The organism is Isoptericola dokdonensis DS-3 (assembly GCF_001636295.1).
In the GTDB taxonomy this organism is placed as follows: Bacteria; Actinomycetota; Actinomycetes; order Actinomycetales; family Cellulomonadaceae; genus Isoptericola; species Isoptericola dokdonensis.
In genome coordinates, this window is sequence record NZ_CP014209.1 from 3,075,996 (window position 1) to 3,094,546 (window position 18,551).

Annotated in this window: 15 protein-coding genes; 11 read left to right on the top strand and 4 right to left on the bottom strand. The window is 74.3% G+C overall.

The window, feature by feature from the left end:
• Window positions 1-18 precede the first annotated feature (18 nt).
• The 6 genes from I598_RS18335 to I598_RS14100 all read left to right on the top strand — a co-directional run bounded on the left by I598_RS18335 (window position 19) and on the right by I598_RS14100 (window position 5,753).
• Window positions 19-945: a cold-shock protein gene (locus I598_RS18335; protein ID WP_068203493.1), complete on the top strand. Its 927-nt coding sequence runs from the start codon at window positions 19-21 to the stop codon at window positions 943-945.
• Window positions 946-1,115: 170 nt separating this feature from the next.
• The gene (dnaK, locus tag I598_RS14080) at window positions 1,116-2,987 is read left to right on the top strand and encodes a molecular chaperone DnaK (protein ID WP_068203494.1); all 1,872 of its coding nucleotides are present in this window, start codon (window positions 1,116-1,118) and stop codon (window positions 2,985-2,987) included.
• Window positions 2,984-3,622 (top strand): nucleotide exchange factor GrpE, encoded by a 639-nt coding sequence (grpE, locus tag I598_RS14085; RefSeq protein ID WP_068203495.1) that lies wholly within the window; start codon window positions 2,984-2,986, stop codon window positions 3,620-3,622. Before dnaK ends, grpE begins: the two co-directional genes overlap by 4 nt.
• A gap of 140 nt (window positions 3,623-3,762) precedes the next feature.
• Entirely contained in the window at window positions 3,763-4,767 is a 1,005-nt protein-coding gene (locus I598_RS14090) for a DnaJ C-terminal domain-containing protein (RefSeq protein ID WP_068203496.1), read from the top strand.
• Window positions 4,768-4,838: 71 nt separating this feature from the next.
• A complete protein-coding gene (locus tag I598_RS14095) occupies window positions 4,839-5,291 on the top strand; it encodes a heat shock protein transcriptional repressor HspR (RefSeq protein ID WP_068203497.1) in 453 nt (150 codons plus the stop codon).
• 153 nt (window positions 5,292-5,444) lie between these two features.
• Complete coding sequence (locus I598_RS14100) at window positions 5,445-5,753, top strand: DUF1540 domain-containing protein (protein WP_068203498.1); 309 nt, start codon at window positions 5,445-5,447, stop codon at window positions 5,751-5,753.
• 217 nt (window positions 5,754-5,970) lie between these two features.
• Here the strand turns inward: I598_RS14100 and I598_RS14105 are convergent, their stop codons facing one another.
• On the bottom strand, window positions 5,971-6,732 hold the full coding sequence (locus I598_RS14105) for a hypothetical protein (protein WP_068203499.1): 762 nt from the start codon (window positions 6,730-6,732) through the stop codon (window positions 5,971-5,973).
• A gap of 176 nt (window positions 6,733-6,908) precedes the next feature.
• Between I598_RS14105 and I598_RS14110 the strand changes: the two genes are divergently transcribed.
• Window positions 6,909-10,898, top strand: a complete 3,990-nt coding sequence (locus tag I598_RS14110; protein WP_198155699.1) for a sigma-70 family RNA polymerase sigma factor — start codon at window positions 6,909-6,911, stop codon at window positions 10,896-10,898.
• Between the two features lie 49 nt (window positions 10,899-10,947).
• Here the strand turns inward: I598_RS14110 and upp are convergent, their stop codons facing one another.
• Window positions 10,948-11,583 (bottom strand): uracil phosphoribosyltransferase, encoded by a 636-nt coding sequence (gene upp, locus I598_RS14115; protein WP_068203501.1) that lies wholly within the window; start codon window positions 11,581-11,583, stop codon window positions 10,948-10,950.
• A 167-nt stretch (window positions 11,584-11,750) separates the two neighbouring features.
• Window positions 11,751-13,208: an LPXTG cell wall anchor domain-containing protein gene (locus tag I598_RS14120; RefSeq protein ID WP_068203502.1), complete on the bottom strand. Its 1,458-nt coding sequence runs from the start codon at window positions 13,206-13,208 to the stop codon at window positions 11,751-11,753.
• Window positions 13,209-13,496: 288 nt separating this feature from the next.
• Here I598_RS14120 and I598_RS14125 point away from each other — a divergent pair, with 288 nt between their 5' ends.
• From I598_RS14125 to I598_RS14140, 4 genes are all read left to right on the top strand, one after another.
• Window positions 13,497-13,940, top strand: coding sequence for a nucleoside deaminase (locus I598_RS14125; protein ID WP_068205312.1), 444 nt, complete (start codon window positions 13,497-13,499; stop codon window positions 13,938-13,940).
• A 71-nt stretch (window positions 13,941-14,011) separates the two neighbouring features.
• Complete coding sequence (locus I598_RS14130) at window positions 14,012-15,355, top strand: sensor histidine kinase (protein WP_068203504.1); 1,344 nt, start codon at window positions 14,012-14,014, stop codon at window positions 15,353-15,355.
• Complete coding sequence (locus tag I598_RS14135) at window positions 15,343-16,002, top strand: response regulator transcription factor (RefSeq protein ID WP_068203506.1); 660 nt, start codon at window positions 15,343-15,345, stop codon at window positions 16,000-16,002. Before I598_RS14130 ends, I598_RS14135 begins: the two co-directional genes overlap by 13 nt.
• The gene (locus I598_RS14140; protein ID WP_157557248.1) at window positions 15,999-16,952 is read left to right on the top strand and encodes a DUF4097 family beta strand repeat-containing protein; all 954 of its coding nucleotides are present in this window, start codon (window positions 15,999-16,001) and stop codon (window positions 16,950-16,952) included. Before I598_RS14135 ends, I598_RS14140 begins: the two co-directional genes overlap by 4 nt.
• Before the next feature lie 50 nt (window positions 16,953-17,002).
• On the opposite strand, the gene I598_RS14145 is transcribed toward I598_RS14140, so the two are convergent.
• A complete protein-coding gene (locus I598_RS14145) occupies window positions 17,003-18,460 on the bottom strand; it encodes a phytoene desaturase family protein (protein WP_068205313.1) in 1,458 nt (485 codons plus the stop codon).
• Between the last annotated feature and the right edge of the window lie 91 nt (window positions 18,461-18,551).

An 18,551-nucleotide genomic window follows, 5' to 3' on the forward strand; every position in this document is an offset into this window, starting at 1 on the left:
CGAGACAAGGAGTTCACCGTGCCGCAGGGAACAGTCCGATGGTTCGACACCGACCGAGGGTTCGGTTTCATCGACCTCGGGAACGGGGCCGACGACCTGTTCGTCCACGCGTCCGAGATCGTCGGCGACGACGGTCCCAAGCAGCTCCGCGAGGGGCAGTCCGTCGAGTTCGAGGTGGGCGAGGGCGACCGCGGCCCGCAGGCGCGTCGCGTCCGGGTCACGGGTGACCTGGCCGCCGGCGCACCCGTGGGCGTGCTCGGCACCGTCGCCTGGTACGAGCCGGCCAAGGGCTACGGCTTCGCCACGACCGAGGACGGTCGCGAGATCTTCGTGCACAGCTCCGCCATCGTCACCGGCGGCGTGATCGTGGAGGGCCAGCGGGTGGCGTTCCTCGTCGTCGACGGCGAGAAGGGGCCGCAGGCGGACAACCTGCTGCCGCTCGCGGCGGAGGCCGCCCGTCCGGCGTCGGACGGCGCCGACGGCACCGTGACCTGGTACGACGACGCCAAGGGCTTCGGGTTCATCGCCCCCGACGCGGGCAGCGAGGACGTCTTCGTGCACGTCAAGGCGCTCGGCCGGGGCACGACCGAGCTCGCCGAGGGCGCCCGCGTGTCGTTCGACGTCGTCGCCGGCGACAAGGGGCCGAACGCCCGCAACGTGCAGGTCGTCGGCGGACACCGCGGCGCACGCGGGGGCGCGGACCGCGGCCGGTCGGGCCGTCCCGGGGCGTCCGGCGGGCCGGTGCGCGGCGGCGAGGGCACCGTCTCGCGCTACGACGAGGACCGCGGCTTCGGCTTCATCACCCCCGACGCCGGGGGTGACGACCTGTTCGTGCACGTCTCGGTCGTGCGGGGTTCCGAGGTCCTGGAGGAGGGCGACCGCGTCCGCTTCAAGGTGCGCCAGAGCGACCGGGGGCCGCAGGCCGACGGTGTCGAGATCGTGTGAGCCGGCGATCGCTCAGGGCGAACCGGTGCCTCCGCCTGGGGGAATAGCCGCGTCGGGTCCGAGGTTGAGCCATGCAGACTCAACTTTGGGCCCGTCCGGCTGGACACCTCCGGATCGGCGTCCTAGGTTGAGTGCAGACGACTCAACCCCGATCACGAAGGAGCGCCAACATGGCTCGAGCAGTCGGCATCGACCTCGGCACCACCAACTCGGTGGTCACCGTCCTGGAGGGTGGCGAGCCCACCGTCATCGCGAACGCCGAGGGCGCCCGCACCACCCCGTCGGTGGTCGCGTTCTCCAAGACCGGTGAGGTCCTCGTCGGTGAGGTGGCCAAGCGTCAGGCCGTCACCAACGTCGACCGCACCATCTCGTCGGTCAAGCGCCACATGGGCACCGACTGGTCGACCCAGATCGACGACAAGAAGTACTCCGCGCAGGAGATCAGCGCCCGCATCCTCGGCAAGCTGAAGCGTGACGCCGAGGAGTACCTGGGCGAGCCCGTCACCGACGCGGTCATCACCGTCCCGGCGTACTTCAACGACGCCGAGCGCCAGGCCACGAAGGACGCCGGCCAGATCGCCGGCCTCAACGTGACCCGCATCGTCAACGAGCCGACCGCGGCCGCGCTCGCCTACGGCCTCGACAAGGGCAAGGAGGACGAGCTCATCCTCGTCTTCGACCTGGGTGGCGGCACGTTCGACGTCTCCCTGCTCGAGGTCGGCAAGGACGAGGACGACTTCTCCACGATCCAGGTGCGTGCCACCTCCGGCGACAACCGCCTCGGCGGCGACGACTGGGACAACCGGATCGTCGAGCACCTCATCAAGCAGGTGAAGAACTCCGCGGGCGTCGACCTGTCGAAGGACAAGATCGCGCTGCAGCGTCTGCGTGAGGCCGCCGAGCAGGCGAAGAAGGAGCTCTCGTCCGCGACGAGCACCAACATCTCGATGCAGTACCTCTCGATGAGCGAGAACGGCCCCGTCCACCTGGACGAGAAGCTGACCCGCGCGCAGTTCCAGCAGCTCACGCAGGACCTGCTCGACCGCACCAAGGCGCCGTTCCACGCCGTCATCCGTGACGCGGGCGTGTCGGTCTCCGAGATCGACCACGTCGTGCTCGTCGGTGGTTCGACCCGCATGCCGGCCGTCTCCGAGGTCGTGCGCGAGCTCACCGGTGGCAAGGAGCCCAACAAGGGCGTCAACCCGGACGAGGTCGTCGCCGTCGGCGCCGCCCTGCAGGCCGGCGTCATCGGCGGTGAGCGCAAGGACGTGCTGCTCATCGACGTCACCCCGCTGTCCCTCGGCATCGAGACCAAGGGCGGCGTGATGACCAAGCTCATCGAGCGCAACACGGCCATCCCGACCAAGCGCAGCGAGATCTTCTCGACGGCGGAGGACAACCAGCCGTCGGTGGCGATCCAGGTGTTCCAGGGCGAGCGCGAGTTCACCCGGGACAACAAGCCGCTGGGCACGTTCGAGCTCACCGGCATCGCCCCGGCCCCCCGCGGCGTCCCGCAGATCGAGGTCACCTTCGACATCGACGCGAACGGCATCGTGCACGTGTCCGCCAAGGACCGTGGCACCGGCACCGAGCAGTCGATGAAGATCACCGGCGGTTCCGCCCTCCCCAAGGAGGACATCGACCGCATGGTGAAGGAGGCCGAGGAGCACGCGGAGGAGGACAAGAAGCGCCGCGAGGAGGCCGAGACCCGCAACCAGGCCGAGTCGTTCGCGTACGCGATGGAGAAGCAGGTCGCGGACAACCGTGACAAGCTCCCCGCCGACGTCGTGACCGAGGTCGAGGCGGACGTCGCCGCCGTGAAGTCGGCCCTCGAGGGCGACGACGCGGACGCCGTGAAGTCGGCCTACGAGAAGCTGGGGCAGTCCTCGCAGAAGATCGGCGAGGCGCTCTACTCCGCCGAGCAGCAGGCCGCGGCCGGCGACGCCGGCGCGACCGGTGACGCCCCGTCCGCGGAGAACGCGGACGAGGACGTGGTCGACGCCGAGATCGTGGACGACGAGGACGACAAGGACCGCAAGTGACGGCCGGCGAGTCGCAGGGCACCCCCGAGCAGCCCGAGGGCGGCTCGGGGGACTCCCCCTTCCACTTCACGGACAAGCGCAAGGTCGACCCGACCACCGGTGCCCCCCGCGAGGGTGGCACCGGGTCGGACGGCCCGTCGGGCGAGCCCGCCGACCCGCTGGACGCGCTCGACTTCGAGCCGTCGGTCGAGGCCGTCGAGGACTCCGAGCTGCTGGCCGCCAAGGCCGAGGCCGCGGAGCACCTCGACGCCCTCCAGCGGGAGCGGGCGAGCTTCACGAACTACCGCAACCGGGCGCTGCGCGACCAGGAGGCCGCGCGGACGCGGGGCACCCAGGACGTGCTCGCCGCCCTGCTGCCGGTGCTCGACGACATCGAGCGGGCCAAGGCCCACGCCGAGCTGTCGGGCCCGATGGCGGCGATCGCGGAGAAGCTGGACGCGTCCCTCGCCAAGTTCGGCGTGGAGCGGTTCGGCACGGTCGGCGAGGAGTTCGACCCGACGGTGCACGAGGCGCTCATGCACTCGACCGACGCGGACGCCGAGGCCACCACGGTGAACCTCGTCGTCGAGCCGGGCTACCGGATCGGCGACAAGATCGTCCGGGCGGCCCGGGTCGGGGTCGTCGGACCCGAGTGAGGATGTCGGTGCTGCGGGGCCCTGTGCGCTCGAATGATTCGCTCGTTCCTCGCTCGGCTCTCGCGAACAGGGCCCCGCACCACCGACCACGAGCCCGGCGCCGCCCGCGCCGGGCGCAGTAGGAGACGAAAAGAGGCGTCGTGACCGGTCAGGACTGGATGGAGAAGGACTTCTACGCTGCGCTGGGCGTCTCCAAGGACGCCGACCAGGCGGAGATCAAGAAGGCGTACCGCAAGCTGGCGCGCCAGTTCCACCCTGACCAGAACCAGGGCGACCCGAAGGCCGAGGCGCGCTTCAAGGAGATCGGCGAGGCGTACTCGGTGCTGTCGGACGCCGAGCAGAAGCAGCAGTACGACGCGATCCGCTCGATGGCGGGTGGCGGTGCCCGCTTCGCCGGTGGTCCGGGCGGCGGCCCGGCGGGGTTCGAGGACGTCTTCGGCTCCATGTTCGGCGGCGGGGCACCTCCGGGGCGTGCCGGCGGACCCGGGGGACCGCGCGTGCAGTACCAGCAGACGGGCGGCTTCGAGGACATCCTCGGGCAGATGTTCGGCGGCGGTGCCGGACGGCGCCCGGCCGGGTTCGGCGGGCCGCAGCAGCAGCGCGGTGCCGACATCGAGCACAAGGCCTCGCTGTCGTTCCGGGCCGCCGTGCAGGGCACGACGGTCGATCTGACGGTCGACGGCCGGGACATGACGGCCCGCATCCCCGCGGGGGTGCACGACGGGCAGCGGATCCGCCTGCGAGGCAAGGGCCGCCCCGGTGTGAACGGGGGCCCGGCGGGCGACCTGATGATCCGCATCCAGGTGGAGCCGCACCCCGTGTTCTCGATGGACGGCGACAACCTCCGCATGACGCTCCCGGTGACGTTCGCCGAGGCGGCGCTCGGCACCACCGTCGAGGTGCCCACCCTCGCGGGCGAGACGGTGCGCCTCAAGGTGCCCGGTGGGACGCCGTCGGGCCGGGTGCTGCGGCTCAAGGGCCGCGGCCTGGCCACGGCGAAGCACACCGGCGACCTGCTGGTCACGGTGCAGGTCGTGGTCCCGCAGAAGCTGAGCCGCGTCGCGAAGAAGGCGCTGGAGGAGTTCGCCGCCGTGTCGGACGGCGAGGACGTGCGCGCCGGACTGGCTGCCCGCGCCGCGCAGTAGCCGGCGTCGGCGGCGTCCGCCCTGGTGGTGGGTGCCGCCGACGGTAGCCTTCGGGCCGGGAGGAGGTCGTGATGGTCACCGACGACGCACCCGTGCTGACGGTCTCGCAGGCCGCGCAGCTCGCGGGCATGCACCCGCAGACGCTGCGGCAGTACGACCGGCTGGGGCTCGTGGTGCCGCGGCGCACCCGCGGGCGCGGCCGCCGCTACTCGCGCCGCGACGTCGCACGCCTGCTGGAGGTGCAGCGCCTCGCGCAGGAGGACGGCGTCAACCTGGCGGGCATCAAGCGGATCCTCGAGCTGGAGCAGCACGTGACCGTGCTCGAGCAACGGTTGCACGACCTCGCCCGGATGCTCGCGGAGCGTGAGCACGCGAGCGGTCGGGTGTTCACGGCGGGCTCCGGCGGCGACGTCGTCGCGATGCCGCTGGGTCGCCGTGTGCGCCGCACGGACCTGCGGGTGGACGTGCAGACGCACCAGGAGAGCGGTGCGCTCGTGCTGTGGCGTCCGCATCCGCGAGGCTGAGCTTTAGGAAACACGGCTGTTTCCTATTCCTTCCACCATTCGGCAAGGCTCTCCTTATTTTTACTCGGGTCGAATTCTTTGGTGGCCAGAATGCGAATTCGCTCCTATGATCGAGAGATCAGAGCGAGGCGCGACGGCCGACGAGGAGCTGACATGACGACCCTGATGGAGATGCCCGAGGTCACCGAGTGCTCGATGGACGGGTGCGGTTACAACCACGACCACGACTGTCACGCGGGCGCCGTCACCATCGGTGGCGTCCCCGGTGACGCCGCCTGCGCGACCTTCATCCCGCTCGGCACCAAGGGTGGGCTCGACAAGGTCGTCGCCCACGTCGGCGCCTGCCAGCGCGTCGACTGCGTCCACAACGAGCACCTGGAGTGCGGGGCGTCCGCGATCCGCGTCGGTGCCGGCCCGCAGGACGAGGGCCACGCCGACTGCCTCACGTTCCAGAGCACCTGAGCCCCGCCGGCCCACAGCGGCCGACGGAACCCCCCGACGGGCCCGGACGGATCCCTCCGTCCGGGCCCGTCGTCGTCCCGGGGAGCTCGCCCGGCGCCGTCGTTCCTCCGGCGTCACGGTCTGATGCGTGAGGTGGTGCAGCGCGGGGCGTGGCCGCGCCGTCGCACCTCCCGCGTGACAGGTGGATGCGTGAGGTGGTGCAGCGCGGCGGGTGGAGTCAGCGGCGCAGGTGCTGGAGCAGGTCCACGGCCGCCGCGTGCGACGACGGTAGCCGCTCCAACCAGACCCGCACCGGGCGGCGCAGGGTGCCGGCGACGCCGAGGATCTGCGCGTTGCGCTCGATGATGCGCCGGACGGACTGGGACAGCCGGGCGACGTCGGGCGAACGCTCGCACAGGACGGCGAAGACGCCGTCGCTCAGCGAGGCCATGGGGTGCCCGCTGCCGAACACCTGGTCGAGGGTGCGGCCGACGGAGGCGGCGCGGGCCATGCGCTGCCAGGCGTCGAGGTCGTCGACGGCGACGTCGACGACGACGAGGCAGTGGGTCTCGGACACGGGCAGCGCAGCACCGGTGGCGCGCCCGTAGGTCTCCCGCAGACGCTCGCCGAGGTAGTCGACCGTCGGCAGCCCGGTGGCGGGGTCGCGGACGCCGGACAGCGTGGGTTCCCGCTCGCGGCCCTGGACCCAGCCGAGCGCCGCGCCGCGCACGACGTCGACGTCGACGGGCGCTCCGACGGCGCGGTAGAGGCAGGCGACGTCCTCGAGGGTCTCGTCCAGACCGATGCCGGCCGACGAGCGCGCGACGCCGAGCCGGTGCGCGGGCGCCTCGGGGGAGCGGCCGTCCGCGACAGCCTCGACGACGGCGTCCACCGCCGGGTGGTACCAGTCACCCGGGCGGAGCCAGACGTCGGTGAGGCTCGCGGTGCGCCAGCGCTCGCGCGTGTCGACGGCCCATGCGCCGCCGGTCGGCATGGTCATGCTGGAGAGACCTCCCTCTGCCACGTTCATGACGCGGTTTCGGCGGGTGAAAACGTGCCAAGGGTGTTTCACCCGCCCGCGCCCTGTTCCGGCTTGGGGCGCTCCCCGTAGAGTAACGCTGACCCGTGCCCGACGCGGCCCGGGCTTTTCCGAGAGTGGGACGAAGCGGGGCCGACGTGACCGACGTGTTCGTGGGATCGGACGGTACAGCTCCCAGTGACGGCGAGCTGATCCTTGAGGTGCGCGGAGGCAGCCTCGACGCCTACGGCGCGCTGTACGAGCGCCACGCCTCCGCGGCCCGGATCCTCGCCCGCCAGTACGTGCGCAGCCAGGCCGACGCGGACGACGTCGTGGCCGACGCCTTCCAGCGCGTGCTCGGCGTCCTGCGTCAGGGCAGCGGCCCGGACACGCACTTCCGCGCCTACCTGTTCACCGTCGTCCGCCGTCTCGCCGCGGACCTCGCCGCCGGTGCGCACCGCACCCGACCCACCGCCGACGACGGCACGTTCGAGCTGGCGCTCGGACCGTCCGGATCGTCGGAGGACCCGGCGCTCGCCGGCTTCGAGAGCTCGGTCGTGGCGCGCGCCTACGAACGGTTGCCGGAGCGCTGGCAGGCCGTCCTCTGGTACACGGAGGTCGAGCGCCTGTCGCCGGCCGACGTCGCGCCGATCCTCGGCCTGACGCCCAACGGCGTGTCCGCGCTGGCGTACCGCGCCCGGGAGGGGCTGCGCGTCGGCTACCTGCAGGAGCACCTCACGGCGGTGCCCGCGGACTCGTGCCGGGTGGTCAACCCGATGCTCGGCGGGTACGTGCGCGGCAGCCTGTCGCAGCGGGAGGTCGCCAAGGTCGACGGCCACCTGGGCGGCTGCGACGACTGCCGGATGCTCGTCCTCGAGCTGGGCGACGTCGCCCACGGCATGCGGGTGGTCATCGCACCCCTCGTGCTGGGCGTTGCCGGGCTCGCCCTGATGGGTGCGCTCCCACTCGGTGCGGTGACGGGTGCCGGGCTGGCCGGCGTCGCGGCGGCCGGTGCCGGTGGCACGGGAGCCGGCGTCGCGGGCGCGGGTGCGTCCGTCGGCTCGGGCGTGGCGTCGGGCGGCGCCGGGCTCGCGACCGGGTCGGCCGCGACGGCCGGAGCGGGGGCGGGTGCCGCAGGAACGGGTGCCGCAGGCGCCGCGGGTGCTGCAGGTGCGGGCGCAGGTGCCGGAGCAGGTGCGGCCGGCGCCGGAGTCGCCGGTGCGGCCGGCTCCGCCGCCGCGAGCGGCACCGCCGCGGCGACGGCGGCGACCACGGCGGCGACCGCCGCCACCGCCTCGACCGCGACGTCGGTCGCGACCACGGCGGTGGTCGCGACGGGCACGGCGGGGATGTCCGCGGTGACGGTCGCCGCGTCCACCGGGGCGGTCGCGGCCGCCACCGTCGGCGTGGTGTCCGTGCTGGGGGCGATGAGCGGAGGCGAGCCCGCGCCGCTCCCGGAGCTGCCGCCCGTCGCCGTCGCGTCGCCCTGGCCGAGCCCCGAGGCCGAGGAGCTCCCCGAGGTGGTCGCCTCGCCGGCACCCGAGCCGAGCGCCGACCCGACGAACCCCGTCAACGTGCCTCCGCTCGTCGATGCGGACGCGGTCGACCACGTCGTCGTGCCCCCGCCGGCGGACGTCACGGTCGCCCTGGTCGACCCGGGCGACGTGATCGAGCCGCGGGTCACCGACCACGTCGCCCTCCAGGTCGGCAACGCAGGCGGCAGCACCGCGACGGACGCCCAGCTGCGGGTGACGCTCCCGGCCGGGATGGCGCTGGGTGTCTCGTCGTCCCCGGCGGGCGCGTCGACGGGACCGCAGGTGCCGATCGACACGACGTCCCTGCCGTGCACGGCCACGGTCGAGCCGCAGGTCGTGCAGTGCCGCGTCGGCACGCTCGACCCGGGCGAGACGCGGACCGTGACGGTGCCCGTGGTCGCGAGCTCCGGCGGCACCTACGGTCTCGGCGCCAGTGTGTGGGCCGACGGGCTCGAGGAGCGCACGACCGCCCTGCCCGAGACGCAGGTGGCGTACTTCGGGCCGGAGCTGACGGCCGACGCGGGCCAGGTCGCGGCGGTCGACAACCCGGGCCGCGCCGACGTGACCTTCACCGTACGGAACTCGGGCGACCTCACGGCCGCGGCCGGCTGGGTCACGCGCGTCAAGGTCCCGGCGAGCCTCGCCCCCCACTCCGTCGCCGGGGGGCTCACCTGCGAGGGCGCGGGCGACGCCGCCGACGGCTACCGGTCGTGGCGCTGCACCGGCCCCGAGCTCGACGCCGGAGCCAGCCTCGCCGGGGTGGCGACGGTCGTCGCCGACGGCGCGACCAGCGCCGGGTACTACACCCTCCAGGTGGTGCCGGAGCTGCCCGGCGACGGCCCGGTCGTGCGTGACGCGGCCACGTTCCCCGTGGCGCGCGCCTGGGCCGGCGCGGTCGCGGGCGCGGGCGCGATGGAGGCCTCGTGCCGGGCCGGCGGGGGGATCGGTGTGGCCGACGCCGTCGTGACGGGCAAGTACACCAACCTCACGTCCCGGACGCTGACGGTCGCCCTCGACGCCGCCGGGTCCAGCTCCGCGTCGTCGCGGACTCTGGCGCCGGGGGAGTCGGCGAACCTCGTCGTCCCCGACGGTCTGCGCGTCCCGGCGGGGACGGGGACCTGGCGGCTCTCGACGACGGTCGCCGGCGGCACCTACTCCCGCACGGTCGACACGTCCGGGTTCGGGGACGCGGAGTGCTACGACCCGCCGTGGAACGTGGACCCCACCGCCCGGGTCGTCAACGACGGCGGCACAGTGCGGATCGAGGGCACCCTCGTCAACCGCGACGACGACCCCATGCAGGTGACGATGAACGCCGCGGGCACGTCCTCGGGCGCCACGCAGCTCGGTGCCGGGGAGACCCTGACGCTCTCGGTCGCCACCGACAAGCGGTCGGTGGACGCCGGCTCCGTGACGTTCGACGTCGTGCGCTGGCGCACCGACCGGGACGGCGACCAGCCCACCCGCGGCGTGCGACCGGCGAGCACGCCGACCGCCGCCTACCGGGCCGCGACGATCGCCCCGGCGGCCGGCGACGCCCAGGGGGCCGACGAGTGCGCCTACGACCCGGCGTCGGAGACGTCGACCCGCACCTTCACCGTGCTGCTCGACAACTCGGCCTCGACGCTCCCGGTGGACTTCGAGGTCCGGGTCGGCGACCGCACCGAGCGGGTTCGTCTCGCCGACGGCGTGACGAAGACCGTCCGGCTGTCGGTGCCGTGGGGCACGGCGTCCGGCCGGGTCCTCGCCGACGGTCGCGAGATCCGCACCCTCGACGTGTCGTTCGCGTCGTGCGCGACCCCGCTCACCTGGCCCGACGACGTCACGGTGACCGCGGCCGCGCAGTGCGAGGCCGGCTCGGTGCTGGTGGTCGTCGACGTGGCCAACGGCGGCGTCCGGGCGTGGGACGCGTCGGTGGAGCGGCGCGGGGCGACCGCCGCCTCGGGGAAGCTCGCCGCGTCCGGCGCGCAGCGGTTCGTCATCGACACCGACCGCTGGTACGCCCGCGGCGGCGAGGTGACGGTGCGGCTGGCCCGCACCGTCGAGGGTTCCGAGCAGGTGGTGTCCCGCACGGCGACCCACCGCGGCGCACGCTGCCCGGTCGTGGCCCCGGCCGCCCGCCTGGCGGACGTCGAGACGCGTCTGGACCGCTACGGGGACTGGGCGACGTCGTGGCGCGAGCCCCAGGTCGTGCTCGACAACTCCGGTTCCAACATCCCCGTGACGTTCACGGTGACCGGGCCGGCAGGGTTCGAGCGCGCGGTGAAGGTCGCCGCCGGCGGCAGCGAGACGGTGGCCGCGCCCCGGGTCGACGGCCGGCACGGCGCCACGTACACCGTGACGACCCGGAGGTGGAGCACCACCCTGGACACGGGGACCTTCACGGCCGCCGAGGCCGGCTGGTGCGCCGAGGGCATCGCGTGGGGCATGCAGTACACCGCCGGTGACGTGCGGTCCTGGAAGGGCGTCGCCTACCGGTACGCGGGCTGGGACGGCTCCGCTCCGGAGGGTGCGCCCACCGACGGTCCGGGCGCGGCGTGGTGGAAGGACGGCAGCCGCTGGAACGGCCAGTGGCGCCAGTGGGAGAAGATCGGGCTCTGCGAGTACCGCTGACCGGCGCTGCGGCCCGGGGAGCTCCGCGGGCCCGCAGACCGGGACGGGGTCAGACGACGCCGTAGAGGCGGTCCCCGGCGTCGCCGAGCCCCGGCACGATGTACTTCTTCTCGTTGAGCCGCTCGTCGACGGCGGCGACGACGATCTGCACGTCGGCGCGGTCACCCACGGCGTCCTGGACGACCTGGACACCCTCGGGGGCGGCCAGCAGGCAGACGGCGGTGACGTCGCGGGCACCACGCTGGAGCACGTAGTCGATCGAGGCGACGAGCGTGGCGCCGGTCGCGAGCATCGGGTCGAGGAGGAACACCTGGCGGCCGGTGAGGTCGTCGGGCAGGCGGTTGGCGTACGTCACCGCCTCGAAGGTGCTCTCGTCGCGCTGCAGGCCGAGGAACCCGACCTCGGCGGTCGGCAGCAGCCGGGTCATGCCGTCCAGCATCCCCAGGCCGGCGCGCAGGATGGGGATGACGATCGGGCTGGGGTCGCTCAGCTTCACGCCCGTCGTCGTGGTGACCGGTGTGCGGACCTCCTGCGGCTCGACGCGGACGTGCCGCGTCGCCTCGTACGCCAGGAGGGTGACCAGCTCGTCGACCAGGAGCCGGAAGATCGGCGACGGCGTGGCCTCGTCGCGCAGGACGGACAGCTTGTGGGCGACCAGCGGGTGGTCGGCGACGTGCAGGCGCATGCTGCCACGGTACCGGGCCCCCGGCCGCCAGGCCCGGGCCGGCGGTGTGACACGCGTCCGGCTCCGGTTCGCCCGCCGCACCCGGTCGCGCACGACAGCCCGTACCGGCAGGGACGACGACGGGCCCGGTGCGGGGGAGTCCCCGCGCCGGGCCCGTCGTCGAGGGGTCAGCGCTGCGACACGCGGCGGCGCACCACGAACAGGGTGGCGCCGGCGGCGACGAGCAGGGCGGCCACGGCGGCGGTGATGCCGACGGTCGCACCCGTGCGGGGGAGCTCGGTCGTCTGCGCGGCGACCTGCTCACCCGTGGCGTCCTCGACCTCGGTGTCGTCCACCTCGGTGTCCACGGCGACCTCCTGGGCGCCCGCGCGGTCCTCGGTGGGCTCCTCGACGGCCTCGGTGGGCTCCTCGGTGGGCTCCTCGGCCGGCGTGGTCGCGCACGGCTCGTCCGTGAAGACGGACTCGTCGACGGCGTAGACGGCGGTGGACGCGTCGACCGCGGCGTACCCGGCGGGCAGCTCGCCCAGCGTGTAGCCCGCGGCGGCGGTGGCCACGATGCCCTCGGCGGACGAGGAGTACGTCAGGCCCTCGGCGGCGGCCGGCAGGACCAGCTCGTCGGCCTCGGTGCCGCACTCGTCGATCACCTGCGGGGCGTCCGGCGTTACCACGACGGGCTCGCTCGCGCAGGCCTCACCGGTGAGCGTGTAGGTCCACGACAGGGCGGTCTCGGGAGCCACCTCGACGCCCTCGGCGAGGGCCGCGGTGACCATCACCTCGGTGCGGTCCCCGTTCCACTCCTCGGAGTAGGTCGCGAGGTCCGTGTCGGGCATCGTCACGGTGATCCCGGCGTCGCAGCTCTCCACGAAGGACGGGGAGGGCACGGCGACGGGCTCGGGGGCGTCCTCGCCGCACTCGGCCAGGTAGTTGCTCAGGTCGTCGTGGCGGGCCTTCTGGAGGCGGTCGCCGAACAGCGGGCCGTCGGGGTAGGTGATGTGCTGGAACTCGTCCCAGGAGAAGTCACCATCGACGCGCACGACGTCCTGCTGGACGCCCCAGGAGCCCTCGCAGACGTCCGCCGGCAGGGTGGTGCCGTCGAACAGCTCACCGGGGTACTCCTGCGGCAGCTCGTCCCAGAACTCCTCGCCCTCGCGGGTGGTGATCAGGGTCTGCTCGCCCGAGTTCTCCCAGGCGGCCGGCTTGGTCGAGTCCAGCTTCGGGTAGACGTAGAAGGCGGTCTCCAGCTCCGGCTCGACCTCCGGCGTGGGCTCGGGCGTGGGCTCCGGCTCGACGCAGGCGGCCAGGTCGCCCGACATGTTCCAGTCCCAGTCGTCGTCGTCCCACGCGTCGACGGACACGGTCCACGTGTGGGCCTCGTCCTCGGACAGCTCGAGCTCGGTGCGGAACTCCCGGCCGAAGGACTCCTCGACGCGGGTCTCGTCGTCGACGACGACGGTGACCGTGTTCGTGTTCCCGCCGCTCGAGCCGGCGTACTGCGTCAGGTTGATCGACAAGGAGCCGCAGACAGCATCGACGTCCGGGGTGTGGGCGGCGGCGGTCGTCGCGGTGGCGACGAGCCCGCCGAGAGCGAGCGTCGCGGTCGCGACGGTCGCCAGAATCCTCTTCACGTGGGGGTCTTTCCCTTCGGTGGTGGGTCGAGCACCGGCACAGCACCCGACAGTGGGTCTCAGGGGGAACTACGACATCCCAGCACCATCGGGTGAAAAAGTACAGATGACGGACAAGTCCTCCACAGGGGAGTTCTCCCCATCGACTCCGCGGCACCGGTGCCGGTTCCCTACGCTGAGCCCGTGGACGAACAGCAGGACGGCGAGCGGGGGCTGGCGCTGCCGTGGGCGGACGGCACGTTCCCGCCCGGCACGTTGAGCGCGCGGCGCGCCGTCTGGCACGACCTCATGGGCCTGGCCCTGCACGAGGCGACGCACGCGCTGGCGTCCGACGACGTCCCCGTGGGCGCCCTCGTCGTCTCCCCGGACGGCCGCCTGCTCGGTGTGGGGCGCAACCGTCGCGAGGAGACCGGCGACCCCACCGCGCACGCCGAGGTCCTGGCACTGCGCCAGGCCGCGGCATCCTGGGGGCGGTGGCGGTTGGAGGGCTGCACCCTCGTCGTCACCCTCGAGCCGTGCGTGATGTGCGCGGGCGCGCTCGTCGCCGCGCGCGTCGACCGGCTCGTCGTCGGCGCCTGGGACCCGAAGGCCGGCGCCACGGGCTCCGTGTGGGACCTGGTGCGCGACCAGCGGTCCCTGCACGCCGTCGAGGTGGTCGGCGGCGTCCGCGAGGACGAGTGCGCCGCCGTGCTCCAGGAGTTCTTCGCCGCCCGCCGCGGCACGGCGGGGTAGGGCGAGCCCTACCCCGGAGACGGGGGCGTGCCGCATGTCGCGGCACGTCGCCGCTCCGTAGTGTCGTGGGCATGACGATCCCTGCTCCGACGAGCCGCGTCGCCCCGGCACTCACGGACCTGCGTGGTCTGCTGCGCGCCCCCTGGGCACGGGCGACCTTCGACGGCGTCGCCCAGATCGTGGTGGGCTGGTTCTGGCTGCTCGTCGTCGGGCTGCCGCTGTGGATCCTCGTGGTCACCTCCGTGGGTCTCGTGCCGGCGCTCGGGATCGGCCTGCTCCTGCTCCCGCTCACGCTGGGGCTGGCCCGCGGGTTCGGCGCGGTCGAGCGGGCCCGGCTGGCCGCACAGACCGGCGTCGTCGTCGGGACGCCGCCGCGTCGCGTGCCCGCCCGGCCCGGCTGGTGGTCGTGGCTGTGGGCGCAGGTGGCCGACGGTCGCAGCTGGCTCGCCGCCGCCTACCTCCTCGTCGCTCTCCTGCTCTACGAGGTGCTGTTCACGCTCGTCGTCGCCGCGTCCGCCGCGTCGGTGGCCGCCGTCGTGCTCGGCGTAGGGGCGCTCGCCGACGGCGACCTCCTCGGTCTGCTCGCGATCCCCGCCGCCGTGCTGCTCGTCTGGCTGGCGGCCGTCGTCGCCCAGCTCGGCAGCCTCGTCACCCTCCTGCTCGCTCGCGCCCTGCTCGGGCCGCCCCTCGACGCCGAGGCCCGAGCCGCCCAGCAGGCCGCCGAGCACCAGGCTCGCGCCGCCGAGTCCGCCGCCGCCACCGCCACCGCGCGCGCCGACGTCCTCACCGAGACCCGGGCCGCCGCCCTCGAGGCCGCCGACGCCGAGCGCCGCCGCATCGAGCGGGACCTGCACGACGGCGTCCAGCAGCGGCTCGTCGCCCTCGGCGTCACCCTCGGCACGGCCCGCCGCGAGGCGGAGCGCGACCCGTCCACCGCCGTCGCCGCCCTGGAGCACGCGCACGGCGAGGTCAAGGAGTCCCTCGCCGAGCTGCGCGACCTCGTGCGCGGCATCCACCCCGCCGTGCTCGCCGACCGCGGCCTCGACGCCGCCCTGTCGGCGCTCGCCGCCCGCAGCCCCGTCCCCGTCCGGGTCGAGGCGGGCACCGGCCTGGAACGCGCCGGCACGACGGCGCAGGCCGCCGCCTACTTCGTCGTCGCCGAAGCGCTGACGAACGTCGCCCGCCACGCCGACGCGGGCAGCGCCGTCGTGCGCGCCGCCGTCGTCGAGGACGACCGGGGCGGGCGGCTGCGCGTCGAGGTCGCCGACGACGGCCACGGCGGCGCCGAGCCGGCCCCCGGCAGCGGCCTGGCCGGCCTGCGCGGACGCGTCGCCGCCCTCGACGGCACCTTCGACCTGACCAGCCCGACCGGCGCTGGCACCCGACTGACCGTGGAGGTGCCGTGCGCATCGTGATCGCGGAGGACTCCGTCCTCCTGCTCGACGGGCTCGCCCGGCTGCTGCGTGCGGAGGGCCACGGCGTGGCCACGTTCCGCACCGCCGAGGAGATGGTGGCCGCGCTGACCCGCTCCGCCGACATGCTGCCGGACCTGCTCGTCACCGACGTGCGGATGCCGCCGTCGCACACCGACGAGGGCCTGCGCGCCGCCGTCCACCTGCGCTCGCTGCACCCCGACCTGCCCGTCCTCGTGCTGTCCCAGTACGTCGAGCAGCGGTACGCCGCCGAGCTGTTCGCCGCCGGCACCCGCGGCCTGGGCTACGTGCTCAAGGACCGCGTGGCCGACGTCGACGAGTTCCTCGGCGCGGTCGAGCGGGTCGCCTCCGGCGGCACCGTCCTCGACCCGGAGGTCGTCTCCCAGGTCCTCGCCCGGTCGCGCAGCGACCTCGGGGACCTCACCCGGCGCGAGCGCGAGGTCCTCGCGCTCATCGCCGAAGGACTGTCCAACGCCGCGATCGCGGAGCGGCTCGTCGTCGGCCTGCCCGCCGTCGAGAAGCACGTGACCAACATCCTCACCAAGCTGGGGCTGCCGCCCGACGCCGACACCCACCGGCGCGTGCTCGCGGTGCTCCGCTGGCTCGACCTGAACGGAGACCTGCGATGACCGAGACCCGAGACCTCAGCCCGGCGGGTGCTGTGCCCCCTGCCGACCCTCCCGGCCCGGCCGGAGGCGAACCCGCCCGTCCCCGCAGCGCCGTCGGCCGGGTGCTGCTCGTCGTCGGCGTGACGTTCGGGGCGCTCGCGGCCGTCTGGGGCGGCGTGCACCTCGTGGACCTCGCCCTGAACGACACCACCCGTGCCCAGGAGTCGTACGACGCCGTCGCGCGGGTCGAGCTCGTGGCCGACGGCGAGGTGACCGTCCGCGCCGCCGACGACGCCACCGGTGTCGAGGTGGAGGCGGTCTCCCGGGGCGGCCTCGTCACCCCGGAGTACTCGGCGCAGGAGATCGGCTCCGACGGCCTCGTCGTCACGAACGAGTGCCCCGCCTGGGCCGGGCTGGTGTCGTGGTCGTGCTCCGGCGGGCTGAACGCCGTCGTGCCCGCCGGGACCGAGGTCGTGGTGCGGACGTCGAACGGCGACGTGATCGCCGCGGGTCCCGTCGGGTCCGTGGACGTGCAGACCTCCAACGGCGAGGTGCAGGCCGACGGCGTCGGCGGTGACCTGGTCGCCCGGTCGTCCAACGGGGACGTCGAGGTGCGCTCCGTCACCGGCGACGCCGACGTGCGGACCTCCAACGGCAGCATCGACGTCTCCGGCGTGACCGGCGACCTCACCGCGCAGACGTCGAACGGCCGGGCCGAGGCGTCCGACGTCGGCGGGTCGGCGGACGTGCGTTCCAGCAACGGCCGCGTCGACGTCGCCGGGGTCGCGGGGGACGTGCTCGCCCGGACCTCGAACGGTGACGTGACCGTCGTCGGCGACGGGGAGCCCGTGCGGCTCACCCTCGACACGTCCAACGGCGACGAGATCATCGAGGGTCCGACCGACCCGGCCGCGACCCGCACGGTGGAGATCCGCAGCGCCAACGGGGACGTCGCCTACCTGGCCCCCTGACCGGCCGTCCCGCGGCGCCGACGACCACCCGCTCGTCGGCGCCGTGCTGCTCACAGGGTGGGCAGGCGCAGGCCGAACACATCGCGGGCCGCGCGCCGGGCCGCGTGGTGGCCGGCCATGCCGTGCACGCCCGGGCCGGGCGGCGTGGAGGCCGAGCACAGGAAGACGCCCCCGGCCTGGCGGTAGGGGTTCGCGGTCGGCGTCGGCCGGGCGATCATCCGCCACAGGTCCGGCGAGCCGCCGGCGATGTCCCCGCCGACGAGGCTCGGGTTGTGGTGGGCCATCTCGGCGGCGGGCGTGCAGCGGCTCGCCACGACGACGTCCCGCACCCCGGGCGCGAACCGTTCGAGCCGGCCCAGCACGTCCTGCGTGACGTCCCGGGTGGAGCCCGCCGGGACGTGCGCGTACGCCCACAGCGGGCGCAGGCCGCGCACCTCCCGGGTGGTGTCGACGACGGCGGGGTCGCTCACCAGGCACATCGGCGTCTCGGCGTGCCGGCCCGCCGCGACGGCCCCCTCGGCGCCCACCATCTCGGTGCGGGTGCCGCCCACGTGCACCGTCCCGGCGAGGCCGACCTCCGGGTCCGTCCACGGCACCGGGCCCGACAGCACGAGGTCGACCTTCGCGGCGGCGTTGCCGCGGGGGAACGCCGTCAGCGCCCGGCGTCGTGCGGGGCGCAGGACCGCCCCGAGGACGCGCACCAGCGTGGCCGGGTCCGTGTCGAACAGGTACGCGCGCGCCGGGGGCAGGTCGGCGCGCGTGCGCACCGGGTGGTCCGTGACGACCGTGCCGCCGTGCGCCGCCAGGTCCGCGAGCAGCGCCGCCGTGATCGCGCCGGAGCCGCCGCGGGGGATCGGCCAGCCCGCCCCGGCGTGCCCGAGCGTGGCGAGCAGCAGCGCGGTCCCCGCGGCGGCGAGGGAGGGCAGCGGGGTGATGGCGTGCGCGCCGACGCCGGTCAGCAGGGCGGCGGCCTCCGCCGTCCGGAACCGGGAGCCCCACGCGCGGGTGCCCTGCTCCAGCAGCCCGGCCCCGAACCGGGCGGCCGTGACCAGGCCGCCGACGTCGTCCGCCCCGGGCGGGAGCGAGCGCTTGTCGCCCATCGCGACGCCGACGACCGCGTCCCACCGGGCGGCGAGGGGGCCCAGCAGGCGTCGCCAGGCCGGGCCGTCGACGCCGAGCCGGCCCAGCGTGCGGTCCAGGTCCCGGTAGGCGATCCCGGCACGACCACCGGGCAGCGGCTGCGCGTACGACACCTCCGGCGTCAGCAGCTCCACGCCGTGCGCGGGCAGGTCGAACGCGCGGAAGAACGGCGACGCCCACGCCATCGGGTGGACGGCGGAGCAGACGTCGTGCACCACGCCGTCCGCCAGGCCGAGGTCCAGCGTGCGCGCACCCCCGCCCGGCGTGGGCTGCGCCTCCAGGACGGTGACCGACAGCCCGACCCGGGCGAGCGTCACCGCTGCTGACAGCCCGTTCGGGCCGGAGCCCACCACGACGACGTCGTTCATGGTGGCCACCCTAGGGCGACCGGTCCCGACGGGTGCTGCACCTTCTCCGCCGTCGGCGACCGATGGGTGAGGTTCCGCGGTGGCGTGAGGA